We start from the raw sequence: 13148 nt of genomic DNA on the forward strand, positions 1-13148 counted from the left end.
TCCGTGATTCATTCCCGGATTCGCATGTCCGAATCTTGTTGCCATTCGGTTGCTGTTGTGGCTACCGTCTCGCGACGGTTGAGAAAGTCACCTGTCCAGCAGGTCCTATGCGGCTGCTCGGTTTTTGCTGGGTTCGCCGTGTGTGCGGGTGACGCAACCCCTTTCGGCCCCGGTCGGTCCGTACGACGGGCATCGGAGCCGCTGTCTCCGCGACACTCTGCCCGACGTCGGCCGGGCAGGGTCCGGCTGAGCTGTCCGCCCGGTGGGGCGGCGCAGGCGTCGGCGTGGCCGCGCCGGTCGGCGCCGTGATGACCGACGCGATCGCCGCGGTCACCCTCCGGGGACAGCCCTTCCGGCCTCGGCTGATTCATCCCGGCAAGCGGAACCCGAAGGGGTCCGGCGTGTTTAGCGCCGGGCCGCTTTTGCTATTCATAGCCTTCTCGACATATGAGCGGGAAGTCCTGCACGTCGCACCGGATCCTCTTCTCTCACACCTCAAAGGACACGCCGGTGATGTAAAGTGCCCTGCGTCGCATCACATTAAGAATTTGTTAGCAGTAACACAGCGGCAACAATGTGGCGACAAACTTACCTGGGTTCGCGAGGACCCAATTCAGCCTCGGTGGTCGAGGCTGACGCTAGAAACCTGATGAGGGGAAGTATGAGCGAGAACCGGACCAACGGTCTTCGTCGCGGTGCCCGTATTGCGGGTGCAGGCGCGGCGGCGGCCGTGGCCATGGGACTTTTTTCCACTGGCGCCGCAAATGCCGATACCTTCGTACCGTTGCCGGACGGTCAGAAGGTCGCTCCGAGTGGAGCTGTCACCATCACCCGTACGGGCGAGCGCGCCATCATTTCGCCGTCGCTGTCCGCCAATGGCGCGGGCCGCGTCGTGTGGGTCAGCGGCAATGCGACCGCCGAAGTCCTCGAGACGCCCGAGGGTGAAGTCGGCCCGAACAATGGCCCCGCCAACGGGAATGGGTCGAACAACTCTTCCACCCACGGTGCGTCGCAGCTGAGCACCGGCTACATCGTCGGCTGCCAGGTCAGCATCGGCGAGGACGCCATCTCCGCGGGCGTGTCCGCCGGCGTCTCGCTGAGCGACGGCTCCCTCGGTGGGTCCATCGGCATCAACCTCGGCCCGGGCGAGGTCAAGTTCGTCCAGATCGATTACAAGGACATCCTCAAGGCGGGCACCTACTCCGTCGAGTACCAGGATGCCGAAATCGGTATCGAGGGTTGCGCGGGTTACGCCCAGGCGCGGTCGTACACCGTCGTCGAGATCATCGGCGACCACTACTCGAAGACCACCCTCTACGGTCAGCCGTTCAGCCTCGGCTGATAGTGGTCCTCCCCGCCAAATACTTTCTCGCGCAAGCGAACTCATACCCTGAGGGAAAAAGAGCATGAACCTCCGTAAGACCGTGGCACGGATGGCCGCGACCGGCGCTGTCGCGACCGCCGCCCTGGGCCTTTTCTCCACCGGCGCCGCCAACGCCGATACCTTTGTGCCGCTGCCGGGCGGCGAAATCATCAAGACCCTGTCCGACGGCACCGTCGTCACCGTGAAGCTGGTCGGCGAGTCCGCCAACATCTCCGGTTCGATGGGCGCCACCCCTCTGCACCGCAACGCCTGGGTGTCGGCGTCGGCGCAGGTCGAGATCTCCGGTAACAACACCGATGTCGGCGGAAAGATCTTCCCCGGCTACCAGGTCGGTTGCCAGGTGAACATCGCCGGCGGCGGTGTGAGCGGCGACGCGTCGGCCGGTGTGACCTGGGAAGACGGCAGCCCGAGCGCGGCCGGTAACACCGGCGGCAACCTGACCCTGGGCCCCGGCCAGGCGAAGTCCTTCTACATCCTGGACATCGAAGAGGCCGACGACTTCGGTTCCGAGTCGCACAAGGTCCGCAACAAGTTCAGCGGTTCGAACGGTTCGGTCACCTGGGCCGACTCGACCATCGGCCTCAGCGGCTGCGGTGGCTACGCCCAGGCGCGTGCCTTCGTGAGCGTCGAGATCGAGACCGAGAACGTGGTCACCTGGATCACCCTGTGGGGCCAGCCCTTCAGCCTCGGCTGATCGGTCTCCTCTGATCCGAGTTTCTTCAGCTGAACGGGCCCGGCGCATTCGCGCCGGGCCCGTTCGCTGTCTCGGGGGAATTCGAGAATGCTTGCCGATACTCAGATTTCGTGCTTGCCGTGACCCGGTCCGCCCGCGCGATCCTCGGCGAGCAGATCCCGAATCTGCTGCAGCAGTTCGATTTCGGTGAGCGCGGTTTCGGTATTGCCCCAGCGTGCCTTGGCCCGGGTGGCCGGAACGACCAGCACGAAGTACAACAGCGTCGCGATGATGAGGAAGTTGAGCGCCGCGGTGATGATGGGCCCGATGGCCACGAACGTCGCCGGTTTGTCGGCGATCAATTGGAATCCGAGGCCGATCGGGTTGGTGCCGCCGAACACCGCCAGCAGCGGATTGATCACGCCCTCGCTGAATGCGGTGACGATGGCGACGAATGCGGTGCCGAGCACCACCGCTACCGCCAGGTCGACGACATTGCCGCGAAGCAGAAACTCCTTGAAACCCTTGAGCATTGCCGATAACTCCTCTGCGTGATGGGCGCGTTGCGGCGGCCCGGTTAGCGAGTGTCGGACGGCTGGTCCGGGTGATACGGATGGGGTATTGCGGTATCGGAATGCTAGTTCACGGGGCGTCCGGGGCACCGGAGGCGACGAACCAGGCGGGTCAGCGCACGACGACGGTGAGCGCGGTACGCAGCGAGGCCGCGGCGATGACGGTGGCGTGCCGGGCGTCCAGGGCCACCAGCACCAGTGGCTCGTCGCGCCCGCGCGGGGCCGATTCGACGGTGGTGGCGCCGCCGGCCACCAGCACCACCGCGGCGTCCGAGGCCAGCAGCCGGGCGGGCCGCCCGGCGCCGCCGGTCTCCTCCGCCGCCACCACGTCGACCCGGTCGCCGGGGCGCAGCACCGCGGCAACACCGTTGTCCGCCAGGCGAATCGGAACGATGCGGGCATCGGGGGAGCGGGCGGCCACCGCGGCCAGCCGGGGCCCGATCACCCGGAGGTCGGTGAGGATCTCGCCCGTCGTGACCCCGCCGCCGAGGGCGGATCCCACGATGGCGTCCGGGTCGCGCACCGCGCCCGCCGGTAGCCCGCCCGGATCGCGCGGAGCCCGCCGGATGTCGGTCGCGGCGAGGACGTGACCGGGCGGGAGTTCGCGCGCGGCCACCACGACCTCGGTGTACCGCCCGCCGGGATCGGCCCGGAGAGCGAGCGCCGCGGCCAGTGTGAGCAGGGCCACGGCGGCGATCCGGCGCAGCAGCACCCCGTCCGCCCAGAGCGGCAGCCAGAGATTGTCGGCCCATCCCGCGCGCCATCGATGCATGGGGAGAGCCTAGGAGCGGCCGACGCCGTCGCGGACCGGCGAAGGGCCCGCTGTGGATAACCGCGGGCCTGTGGAAAACCCTGTCCCGGAACCAGAAATCCCCGGCCGTCTGGAGCCGGGGATTCGGGAGAACGTGGTGTGGATCAGGCCGCGGAGGTGCTCGACGGCGTGGTGCTGCCGGTGCTGGTGCTCGCCGGCGCGCTGGGGGTGCTCGGCGCGCTCGTGCCGCTGTCACCGGAGGTCGAGGGCTTGGCCGGCTCGCTCGAGGTGGTGCCGTTGCGGCTGTCGGTGCGGTAGAAGCCGCTGCCCTTGAAGACGATGCCGACGGAGTTGAAGAGCTTGCGCAGCTTGCCGTTGCAGCGATCGCAGGTGGTCAGCGCGTCATCGGAGAAGGACTGCACGATGTCGAACTTGTTGTCGCACTCGGTGCACGCATACGAGTAAGTAGGCATCGCAAATCCTCCACGGTCTCCGTCGGTCTAGCACTCTACAGACGACAGTGCCAACACTGCCAATCGGGTGTCAATTCCCATTCGTGTCGCCCAGCCGCCGCAGTCCGCCGGACGGCGTGAGCGCCCAGCCCATGCGGTGGTCGTGCGCCTCTTCGGGGAGTTCGGCGACCACCTCGTCGTCGCGCACGACGGCCACGAGTCGCACGCCGGCCCGGCACGCGCCGAGGCTCCGATCGTAGTAACCGGCCCCCCGCCCCAGCCGCACCCCGCGCCGGTCCACCGCCACCGCGGGCACGAGCACCACCCGCGCCCGCCCGATCCCGTCGGCGACGATCGCCCCGCTCGGCTCCCGCAGTCCGAACCGCCCCCGCCGCAACGCCTCTTCCCCCGTGTATTCCGCCCACTCCAACGCCCCCGGCTCCCCGGTGACCGGCAACAACACCCGGGCCCCGCCCGCCCGCAACGCGTCCAGCATCCCCACCGCGCCCGGTTCGCTCCCCACCGGCACGTAGGCGCAGATCCACAGGTCCGCCGCGGTGGACCCGCCCGCGGCCGATCCGATCCGCTCGCCGTCGACCGGTTCGTCCGCCGCCCCCGGCCCGGCGGCTCCGCCGAGTCCGCGCCGTGCGAGTTCGAGCACCGCCGGCGCAGCGGCCGTCAGCGCGGCCGCCTCCCGAGCGCGCACCGTCCCGGGCACCTCGTCGCGGCCCGCGAGGATCTTCGCCCGCCACTCCTTCTTTCCCCACGCCCGCGCATCCACGCCCCCACGATAGGTGCGTGTCCGAGGCGGTCCTCAACGACTCGGCCACGGAAGGCGTGTTCGGCCGCGCACAAGGCGTCGCCCCGCTCCCGTTGCGCGACGGCACCGCACCGCCGGCCGCCACGGTCCGCCGGACGTGTGTCCGCGGGGACACCGTCCGGGCACTCACACTCCGGGATGTCACGAGGGGAGTCGTACCGTGTCCGGCGGACCACGTGCTGAGACCTGCGCCACTGCTTCGGAACTCGGCCGCCTTCACGATCCCGAGGTGGCATCGGGGCCGGTCGTGGCGGCGAGTGTTCGTGAGTCGGCGTGAGTTCGGTAGCGGCCGGCGCCGATCGGCGGCGGGGATCCTCGGCATTCGGTCATTTGACGCGGCTCCGGGCGGCCGGGCATCCACGGTGCGGATGGTGCCGAATCCCTGTCGATGGGCCGCGGATGAAATCGGCTGGGAGAGAGCTTTTTCCGTGCGCCGCGTGTGGGGTGTTCGTGTGTTTCGGTGGGGTTTTCGGCCGCGGTGGCGGGCCGGGTCGCGATGCCGTGCCGAATCGGTCGTCCGGTGGGCGACAGAGGCACTTCTCGTTTCTCGACTGTGTCATTTTGCACGGTTTGTGTCATCGTCCAGCGGTTATCGCATGACAAAGGCGTTCGGTGGGCTCGGTTGCTCCGGGACCCTTAGGCTCTCGTGGATATCGGGACGGTTCGTGGCCGCCCCGATGGGTGAGACGGATGGATAGGGTGAGTTCATGACGGCTATTGGCAGCGGGGCACAGGCGTGCTTCCGCACCGCGGTGGTGCCCGCGGCGGGGCTCGGTACGCGATTCCTGCCGGCGACCAAGACGGTGCCCAAGGAGCTGCTTCCCGTGGTGGACACCCCGGGCATCGAATTGGTCGCCGCGGAGGCCGCCGATTCCGGCGCCAACCGGCTGGTGATCGTGACCTCGCCCGGAAAAGACGGCGTGGTAGCGCATTTCGTCGAGGACCTGGTGCTGGAGGGCACGCTCGAGGAGCGCGGCAAGTTCCATCTGCTGGAGAAGGTGCGCAAGGCCCCCGGCCTGCTGGACGTGACCTCGGTGGTGCAGGAGGAGCCGCTCGGGCTGGGTCACGCGGTGGCGCAGGCGGAGTCGGCGCTGGACGCGGACGAGGACGCCGTCGCGGTCCTGCTCCCGGACGACCTGGTGCTGCCCAGCGGCGTGCTCACGGTCATGGCCCGCGTGCGCCGGACCTACGGCGGCTCGGTGCTGTGCGCGATCGACGTACCCAAGGATCAGGTCAGCGCGTACGGCGTCTTCGACGTGGAGCAGCTGCCCGGCGCGCCCGCCGACGTGCTCAAGGTCAACGGCATGGTGGAGAAGCCCGCCCTGGACGAGGCGCCCTCGACCTATGCCGCGGCCGGTCGATACCTGTTGGATCGGGCCATCTTCGACGCGCTGCGCCGGATCACCCCGGGCGCGGGCGGCGAACTGCAGCTCACCGATGCCATCGCGTTGCTGATCTCGGAGGGCCATCCCGTTCACGTCGTGGTGCACCGTGGGTCGCGGCACGATCTGGGCAACCCGGGCGGTTATCTTCGTGCAGCGGTCGATTTCGCTTTGGAACGCGAGGAATACGGTCCGGCGCTGCGGGAGTGGCTCGAGCATAGGCTCGGACCGGGCTGGAATCCGCAGCTCACCTCGTACGAGTGACATTGGCGGGGACGGTGTGGGCAGTGCGCGAGACCAGGGAAGGGCGGCATGCGCTCGGTTGAGGATCAGCAGATCAAGGTGACGGCCGCGGCCGTCGCCCCCCGGCCCGTCCGAGTCGCGATCTCGGAGGCCCAGGGCCTGCTGTGCGCCGAGGACGTGGTCACCGAGCGTCCGCTGCCCGGATTCGACCAGGCCGCCATCGACGGTTACGCGGTCCGCAGCGTGGATGTGGCCGCCGCCGGCGCGGACATTCGCGGCGAGGACGGCGAGCCCGTCGACCTGGTGCTGCCCGTGGTCGGTGAGGTCGCCGCCGGTTCGCGCCAGCCGATTCGGTTGCAGCCGCGCCAGACCGTGCGCGTGGACACCGGCGCCCCGCTGCCCACCCTCGCCGATGCCGTTCTGCCCCTGGACTTCACCGACGGCGGCCGCGCCAAGGTGAAGGTGTACGAGCCGGTGCGCTCGGGTGATTACGTGCGCCGCATCGGTGACGACGTGCAGCCCGGTGATCTCGCGGTGCGCGCGGGCACCATCATCGGCCCGGCCCAGGTCGGGCTGCTCGCCGCGGTCGGCCGCGACAAGGTGCTGGTGCATCCGCGCCCGCGGCTGTCCGTGCTCTCGGTCGGCGGCGAACTGGTCGACATCGATCGCACGCCGGGGCCGGGTCAGGTCTACGACGTGAACTCCTACGCGCTGGCCGCCGCCGCGCGGGACGCGGGCGCGGATGTGAACCGGGTCGGCATCGTCAGCGGTGACGCCAAGCGTTTGCGCGATGTGGTGGAGGGGCAGCTCGTTCGCTCGGAGGTCGTGGTGATCGCGGGTGCGGTCGGCGGCTGGGCCTCGGAGCAGGTGCGCGAGGCGCTGGAGGGCCTGGGCGAGCTGGAGATCACCCGCGTCGCCATGCACCCGGGGTCGGTGCAGGGCTTCGGCCTGCTCGGCCGCGACGAGGTGCCCACCTTCCTGCTGCCGTCCAATCCCGTTGGCGCGCTTGTGGTTTTCGAGGTCATGGTGCGGCCGCTGATCCGCATCGCGCTCGGCCGCCGCCAGCCCATGCGGCGGGTGGTCCGGGCGCGCACGATCCTGCCGATCGCCTCCATTCCCGGTCGCCGGGGCTATCTGCGCGCGCAGCTGATGCGTGACGAGCAGACCGGTGACTACCTGGTGCAGCCGCTCGGCGGTCCCAACGGCGCCTCCTCGCATCTGCTGGCCACCATGGCCGAGGCCAACAGCCTGATCGTGATCGATCCGGATGTCACCGAGGTGCGCACCGGTGACGAGGTTCGGGTCGCTTTCCTCGCGCAGCGAGGCTGAGGCGTGGACATGAACGTCTTCCGGGCCACCCAGCATCCGGGCTGGCCCGCGCATCTGGGCCCGGTGCGGGTGGCCGCGGGTCAGGTGACGCTGCGGCCCATCCGGTTACGCGATGCCGCTTCGTGGTCCCGCATCCGCACCCGTGACCGCGAGTACCTGGAGCAGTGGGAGCCGACCGGCCGCGGGGCGTGGGAGGCGCGCAATCACGCCGGGAACTGGCCGTCGCTGTGGTCGAGCCTGAAGGCCGAAGCCCGTCGGGGCGCGATGATTCCGCTGGTCATCGAGGTCAACGGCACCTTCGCGGGGCAGTTGACGATCGGCAATATCGTGCGCGGCGCGCTGCGTTCGGCCTGGATCGGCTACTGGGTCGCCAAGGATCTGAGCGGCCAGGGCGTGGCGACCGCCGCGCTGGCGCTGGGGCTCGATCACTGTTTCAGCGAGGTGGGACTGCATCGGGTCGAGGCGACCGTGCGCCCGGAAAACCTTGCCAGCCAGGCGGTATTGCGCAACGTGGGCTTCCGCGAGGAGGGACTGCTCACGCGCTACCTCGACGTGGACGGCGGCTGGCGTGATCACCTGCTGGTGGCGATGACCGTCGAGGAGGTCTCGGGCACCGTGGTGGACAGGCTGATTCGCGCGGGGCGGGTCGCTCAGCAGTAGCTCGCGGTTGCGTACGGCCCCTAACTTGTGTGACTACTGTGGCGGGTGTTGACGGCGCGCCTGCGGGCCATTCCTGAGGTGTCGAATTAGCCTACGGACGTCGGTGGTGCGCCCTCGCATCGTCGATGAGTGCCACGGTGCACGTCGAAGGGACAATGGGCCAGGCGGGGACGGAGGTGAGCGCATGCCGAATTCGATCTTGTGGATCGGTCTGGTCGTGCTCTGGATTTTCGTCGTTTTCCCCATGCTGACCTCCCGGCATCCGCGCATTCGCCAGCACACCGACGCCGCGCTGTCGACGCGGGTGCTGCATCGCGGGGATGCCAAGCCCCGCACCAGAAAAGGTCCGGCCACCGGACACGAGACCGATCCGGACTACGTACCGGTTCGCAGGAAGCATCACCACAGCGATGATCCGGAGGATCGGATGACCAGATCGGACGACAGCACCACAGCTGGATCGGACGACGAGGATTTCGACACCGACCGTGACTCGGCGACAGCGGTGACAGCGCCGAGTGGCGATGCCGTCGAAAAGCCCGCATCCGAGCAGGATCCGGCAGACAATGACCTCGACGCCGCGGAGCAGGAGCACCCGCGCGCCGAAAACGAGCACGAGACAGCGGAATCCGAGGACGTGGCCGCCGAATTCGACGACCGGGACGAGTACGCGGACGAGCGCGCCCCCGAGGCGGGCGACGAGTCCGAGTACGACGACGTGGAGCCCCGGCCGCGTGGTCGCGCCGACACCATGCGCACCCGGGCCGAGACCGCGCGGTCCCGGGTGCCCGCGCTCCGCGATCCCGACCCCGAGCCCGACCGGGACGAATCCGATTCCGACGACCCGGATTTCGTGCCCTCCCGGCGCGGGCGCGGCGGCTACGACCCCGAGGCCGACGCGATCGCCCGCGCGGCGCGCTACACCTTCCGCCAGCGCGCGGTCCTCGGTCTGCTGCTCGCCACCCTGGCGCTCGCGGCGGCCGGCCTGGCCGTCTCCTCGAGCCTGTGGGGCCTGGCCGGTCTGTCCGGCGCCGTCCTGGTGGCCTACCTGGCCTACCTGCGCCGCCAGGTTCGGATCGAGGAGGACATCCGCAGGCGCCGCATGTCCCGCCTGGACCGCTCCCGCGACCAGGACGACGAGGAGGAGTTCGACCGCGAACCCGAACGCCCCCGCCCCGACCGCGATACGACCCGCACCCAGCTCCGCCGCGCGGTCCTGGTCGAACCCGATGACGAGGATCCCGTCTTCGAGAACCTCGAGCTCTTCGACGCCGCCACCGCCCGCGCGGTCCGCGCCCGCGCCTCCGGCAACCGCGTCCGCCACGCCGCCGTAGGCGAGTAACCGAACTCCGGCCCGGCCCCGGTTGGCACCAGCCAGCCGGGGCCGGGCTGTGTTGGGGGTCGTGTGGACACCCTCCGGGCCGCATTCGGATCGGGGTCGATACGTATGCGGACCTGTCAGGTAGTCTGAGAAGTTAGCAATGAAAACTGTTGTGGCACAATAGATTTCAGTTAGGCCAAGCATAGGGGCATCGGCCTGCTGATTCAGGCGTCTCAACCTCGTCCGTGACATGAGCAAGGGCTCGGCCGTAGCCGAGCCCTTGCTTCAGGGTAATTCGCTAGTTCTGTTCCGCGGCGGCCGCGGCATCGCGCTCCGCCGCGGGGATCTGCTGCTCGATCAACTCGGCCAGGCCGCGGAGTTTGGCGGCGAAGTCGCGGGCGGCCAGGGGATCCCGGCTCGAACCCTTGACCAGGCGGCGGGTGAGGACCGCGAGGCGGGACTCGGCGGTGCTGAAGACGTTCGCGTTGCGCGGGGGCAGGCCGATCGGATCGCCGCGCAGCCAGGCCCGCAGGCGCTCGACGGCCTCGGCCTCGTCGTAGTGGGCGGGCAGCACGGTCAGGGCCTCGCGGAGCTTGTTGGCGGTGACCTTCATATCCGCGGCGAGGGTGGTGTACACCGTGACCGCCGCGTCCTCGCCGTGCGCGGCGGCGATCGGGAGCAGCTCGCGGATCTGGCCCTCGTTGATGGACGGCGCCACCGGGTGCAGCCGGGCCGCCAGCGGCCACGCGCGAATCAGCTTGTGCGCGTAGGAGCGCTGCATGTCCCAGCGCTTCTCCACGTAGTCGTCGAAGTTGGCGTGGGCGGCCCGGTAGAGCCGCCCGTCCCGCACGATCTGCAGGGCGCGTCCCGCTGTCCAGAACGCCACCCGCAGCGCGTCGATGGAGCTTTCGCAGACCTCGAGCTGCGCGAGCTCGCCACTGCTGAGCGGCCCCTCGCCGGCCTCGGGTAGCTCCATGGTGAGCACGCTCGCGTCCGCGGGCTCGCGGGCGGCGGCACCGGTGGGTGCGGCAACCGGGGCCGGCGCGGCGTCGGCTGCCGCCTCGGCGGCCGCGGCGTCCCGGGTCTCGATCGGCGGCGTCGCCGGTCGCGGCGCCGGCCGGGTACGCGGTCCGACGACGATGTCCGACGCGATCGTCGACGCGGCGACCCGGTCCTCGAGTACGGGCCGTCGCGAATGCGCCCGGGCGGCGGCGGGTTTGGCGGCCGCGCCCGGTTCCGTTCCGCGCGCCGCGGCGGTTTTCGCCGGCTGCGCCGCGGCAACCTTGCCCGTGTGCGGTGCGGCGGTTTTCGCCGGCTGCGGTGCGACCGTTTTCGCCGGCTGCGCGGCGGCCGGTTCCACCGGTCGCGCCGGAATGGGTTCCATCGGCCGGGTCGCGCCGCTCATCCCGCGCCACTGCGCGTCGCGCAGCGGGGAGACCGGCGGGGTGTGCTCGGCCTCGTCCGAGAGCGGGTTGCGCGCTGGGACGGCGATCCCGCCGCCGATGGTGCTCTTGCGTCGCTGGGGTGGCATCAGGCGGAAACCTCCAGTGCGGTCCGGTTGTTCAGGTCGTCGGTCAGGTACGGCGCGATCAGTTCGTCGCCGACCTGCCGGTACTCGCCGAGATCGGCGAGCGGGTTCTCCGCGCCGTCGCCGACCTCACCGTCGGCGGCCTCGCGATACCACTTCCACGCGCTCACACAGGACTCGAAGACGTCGTACCCCGCGCCCTCGAGATTGCCCCGCTGCGTGCGGTATTCGGTGGAGACGTTGACGCCGTTCTTCATGGTCACCGGGACCTTGGTCATGAGCACCCGGACCCGAATGGCGCGATCGTTGCCTGCGGCCGCCTCCTCGGCGGCCTTGTAGGTGCTGGGCACGCGCTTGACCTCGGAGGGGCTCACGCTGGTGATCAGCACCAGTTCATCGGTCTCGGGCACCGCGGCCTTGAAGATCTCGGCGGATTCCCCGCCGGCGTCCACGATGATGACGTCGTATTTCGAGGAGTTGTCGGTAATGCAGTCATCGACGTGCCGCGACGGAAAAGCGATGAGTTCGAAGGGAACGGTGATGTTCTCCTTACGCAGCCGCCGGTACCAGGAGTATCCGGTCTGACTCAACGGGTCCGCGTCGATCACCAGCACCCGCAGTTCGTATACCGTCGCGAAATAGGCGGCCAGAAAGAAGGCCGAGGTGGTTTTGCCGACGCCACCCTTGAGATTTCCCAGGGTCACCACGAGGGGCTCGGGAAGGGCGGGCCGCACAATGGATTCGGTCATGAAAGATCCTCCGGTCCATGGGGAGGGCATGTGTGTACAGCGGTCGCACCGTGCGTGTTTCAGTTTCACACGCTGGTGTTTCACCAGTAGCGGACGCGCCCGGGGTTCGCCGAATTGGCACGAAAAACGACTGTGTCCAATTGGATACAGTTCCGATTCCACGAATTGGCCCGGGCCGCAGAGCGGCATCCGCCCACCGTGTCCGCGCGATGGCAGACTGTTCCGAGTCAGCCGATATTCCACTCCCTGTCTCACTCCGTCCGGAACGATTCCGAGGTGCGAAATGACCAATTGGCAATCAATGGCGATGGCGGTCGCGACGCTCGCCTGCGCGGGTGTTTCGGTGGCCGCGGCGCCCGCCCAGGCCGCACCGGTCTGCCCGGGTGCGGGACAGCCCACGTTCACCGTGGCGACCGTGGGTGGTGCGCTCGAAGGGCTCACGGTCGATGCCCGCGGCCGGGCGTTCACCACCGATCTGGTGACCGGCAGGGTGTTTCGCATCGACGCCCCGGGCGCGCCCGCGGTGCCGATCGCCACGGTGCCCAGCGGCGGCGCGGGTGCGCTGGCCTGGACCCCGGACGGGCGGCTGCTCGTCGGCTACGGCGCGGACGCCCGCGTGGTGGCCGGTGACAGCCTGCGGCACGCGGGCATCGTGACGGTCGATCCCGATACCGGCGCCACGGCCCCGTACGCCTCCGGTCTGAGCGCGGCCAACGGCATGGACGTCTCTGCGGACGGAATCGTGTACGCCACCAACGATTTCGCGACCCTGGTGGGCCGGGTCTATCCGGACGGCGTGGTGCAGCCGGATTGGGCCGTGCTGCCCAGCGCCAACGGCGCGGTGCTGAGCGCCGATGACCAGTTCCTCTATGTCTCGCGGACTTTCGCGGCGCCCGGCGTCAGTCGCATTCCGGTCGCGGCGCCCTGGGCCCCGCAGTCGCTGCTGGATCTGGGTGGAGCCGACTACTTCGCGGCGCCGGACGGTTTGACCCTGGACGCCGCCGATCGGCCGGTGGTGCCGCTCAATCCCGCGGGTCAGGTGGTGCGGATCGATGCACCCGGTCAGTTCTGTGTCCTGGGCACGGGCGGTGCGCTGACCAGCGTGGTGAGCTACGGCCGTGGCGACCGAGGGTTCTCGGCCGGGCGGCTGTTCGGCGCGACCTTCACGGGCGTGATCTACGAGATTCCCGGCGGGTTCGATCCCGGCGCCCGGACGGCGACACCGTAGCGGAGCGGACCTCGGGCCGGGACCGTCGCGTCCCGGCCCCGTCGTATGTTCAGGAG

The 13148-nt window shown here is 69.5% G+C and carries 13 protein-coding genes; 7 read left to right on the forward strand and 6 right to left on the reverse strand.

What is annotated here, in order from left to right; all coding sequences use genetic code 11:
- The first annotated feature begins 661 nt into the window (after positions 1-661).
- Complete coding sequence (locus ACWIGI_RS08825) at positions 662-1342, forward strand: MspA family porin (RefSeq protein WP_454201758.1); 681 nt, start codon at positions 662-664, stop codon at positions 1340-1342.
- Between the two features lie 64 nt (positions 1343-1406).
- Positions 1407-2078: an MspA family porin gene (locus tag ACWIGI_RS08830; RefSeq protein WP_454201759.1), complete on the forward strand. Its 672-nt coding sequence runs from the start codon at positions 1407-1409 to the stop codon at positions 2076-2078.
- A gap of 101 nt (positions 2079-2179) precedes the next feature.
- Here ACWIGI_RS08830 and mscL read toward each other — a convergent pair whose 3' ends face one another.
- From mscL to ACWIGI_RS08850, 4 genes are all read right to left on the reverse strand, one after another.
- Positions 2180-2590 (reverse strand): large conductance mechanosensitive channel protein MscL, encoded by a 411-nt coding sequence (gene mscL, locus ACWIGI_RS08835; protein ID WP_454201760.1) that lies wholly within the window; start codon positions 2588-2590, stop codon positions 2180-2182.
- Positions 2591-2741: 151 nt separating this feature from the next.
- Positions 2742-3401, reverse strand: coding sequence for an SAF domain-containing protein (locus tag ACWIGI_RS08840; protein WP_454201761.1), 660 nt, complete (start codon positions 3399-3401; stop codon positions 2742-2744).
- Between the two features lie 143 nt (positions 3402-3544).
- Entirely contained in the window at positions 3545-3853 is a 309-nt protein-coding gene (locus ACWIGI_RS08845; RefSeq protein WP_454201762.1) for an FmdB family zinc ribbon protein, read from the reverse strand.
- 70 nt (positions 3854-3923) lie between these two features.
- Positions 3924-4613 carry a 5-formyltetrahydrofolate cyclo-ligase gene (locus tag ACWIGI_RS08850; RefSeq protein WP_454201763.1) on the reverse strand — a complete coding sequence of 230 codons (690 nt, stop codon included), beginning with the start codon at positions 4611-4613 and terminating at the stop codon, positions 3924-3926.
- A 746-nt stretch (positions 4614-5359) separates the two neighbouring features.
- On the opposite strand from ACWIGI_RS08850, the gene ACWIGI_RS08855 reads away from it, so the two are divergent.
- From ACWIGI_RS08855 to sepX, 4 genes are all read left to right on the forward strand, one after another.
- Positions 5360-6298: a UTP--glucose-1-phosphate uridylyltransferase gene (locus tag ACWIGI_RS08855; protein WP_454201764.1), complete on the forward strand. Its 939-nt coding sequence runs from the start codon at positions 5360-5362 to the stop codon at positions 6296-6298.
- Between the two features lie 48 nt (positions 6299-6346).
- Positions 6347-7606, forward strand: a complete 1260-nt coding sequence (gene glp / locus ACWIGI_RS08860) for a molybdotransferase-like divisome protein Glp (protein ID WP_454201765.1) — start codon at positions 6347-6349, stop codon at positions 7604-7606.
- Between the two features lie 9 nt (positions 7607-7615).
- Entirely contained in the window at positions 7616-8266 is a 651-nt protein-coding gene (locus ACWIGI_RS08865) for a GNAT family N-acetyltransferase (protein ID WP_454201766.1), read from the forward strand.
- A 184-nt stretch (positions 8267-8450) separates the two neighbouring features.
- On the forward strand, positions 8451-9608 hold the full coding sequence (gene sepX, locus ACWIGI_RS08870; RefSeq protein WP_454201767.1) for a divisome protein SepX/GlpR: 1158 nt from the start codon (positions 8451-8453) through the stop codon (positions 9606-9608).
- Positions 9609-9885: 277 nt separating this feature from the next.
- On the opposite strand, the gene ACWIGI_RS08875 is transcribed toward sepX, so the two are convergent.
- Complete coding sequence (locus ACWIGI_RS08875) at positions 9886-11118, reverse strand: hypothetical protein (RefSeq protein WP_454201768.1); 1233 nt, start codon at positions 11116-11118, stop codon at positions 9886-9888.
- Positions 11118-11864 carry a ParA family protein gene (locus ACWIGI_RS08880; RefSeq protein WP_454201769.1) on the reverse strand — a complete coding sequence of 249 codons (747 nt, stop codon included), beginning with the start codon at positions 11862-11864 and terminating at the stop codon, positions 11118-11120. The genes ACWIGI_RS08875 and ACWIGI_RS08880 overlap by 1 nt, the downstream gene beginning before the upstream one ends.
- A gap of 283 nt (positions 11865-12147) precedes the next feature.
- Here ACWIGI_RS08880 and ACWIGI_RS08885 point away from each other — a divergent pair, with 283 nt between their 5' ends.
- Positions 12148-13092 (forward strand): SMP-30/gluconolactonase/LRE family protein, encoded by a 945-nt coding sequence (locus ACWIGI_RS08885; protein ID WP_454201770.1) that lies wholly within the window; start codon positions 12148-12150, stop codon positions 13090-13092.
- Positions 13093-13148: the final 56 nt, after the last annotated feature.

It is taken from the genome of Nocardia sp. NPDC055321 (assembly GCF_053645575.1).

Excerpts from the sequence above, each read along its gene's own strand:
- glp (WP_454201765.1), top strand. The coding sequence starts at position 6,347 with ATGCGCTCGGTTGAGGATCAGCAGATCAAGGTGACGGCCGCGGCCGTC.
- ACWIGI_RS08880 (WP_454201769.1), bottom strand. The coding sequence starts at position 11,864 with ATGACCGAATCCATTGTGCGGCCCGCCCTTCCCGAGCCCCTCGTGGTG.
- ACWIGI_RS08875 (WP_454201768.1), bottom strand. The coding sequence starts at position 11,118 with ATGCCACCCCAGCGACGCAAGAGCACCATCGGCGGCGGGATCGCCGTC.
- ACWIGI_RS08830 (WP_454201759.1), top strand. The coding sequence starts at position 1,407 with ATGAACCTCCGTAAGACCGTGGCACGGATGGCCGCGACCGGCGCTGTC.
- ACWIGI_RS08825 (WP_454201758.1), top strand. The coding sequence starts at position 662 with ATGAGCGAGAACCGGACCAACGGTCTTCGTCGCGGTGCCCGTATTGCG.
- ACWIGI_RS08885 (WP_454201770.1), top strand. The coding sequence starts at position 12,148 with ATGACCAATTGGCAATCAATGGCGATGGCGGTCGCGACGCTCGCCTGC.
- ACWIGI_RS08865 (WP_454201766.1), top strand. The coding sequence starts at position 7,616 with ATGAACGTCTTCCGGGCCACCCAGCATCCGGGCTGGCCCGCGCATCTG.
- ACWIGI_RS08840 (WP_454201761.1), bottom strand. The coding sequence starts at position 3,401 with ATGCATCGATGGCGCGCGGGATGGGCCGACAATCTCTGGCTGCCGCTC.
- sepX (WP_454201767.1), top strand. The coding sequence starts at position 8,451 with ATGCCGAATTCGATCTTGTGGATCGGTCTGGTCGTGCTCTGGATTTTC.
- ACWIGI_RS08855 (WP_454201764.1), top strand. The coding sequence starts at position 5,360 with ATGACGGCTATTGGCAGCGGGGCACAGGCGTGCTTCCGCACCGCGGTG.
- mscL (WP_454201760.1), bottom strand. The coding sequence starts at position 2,590 with ATGCTCAAGGGTTTCAAGGAGTTTCTGCTTCGCGGCAATGTCGTCGAC.
- ACWIGI_RS08845 (WP_454201762.1), bottom strand. The coding sequence starts at position 3,853 with ATGCCTACTTACTCGTATGCGTGCACCGAGTGCGACAACAAGTTCGAC.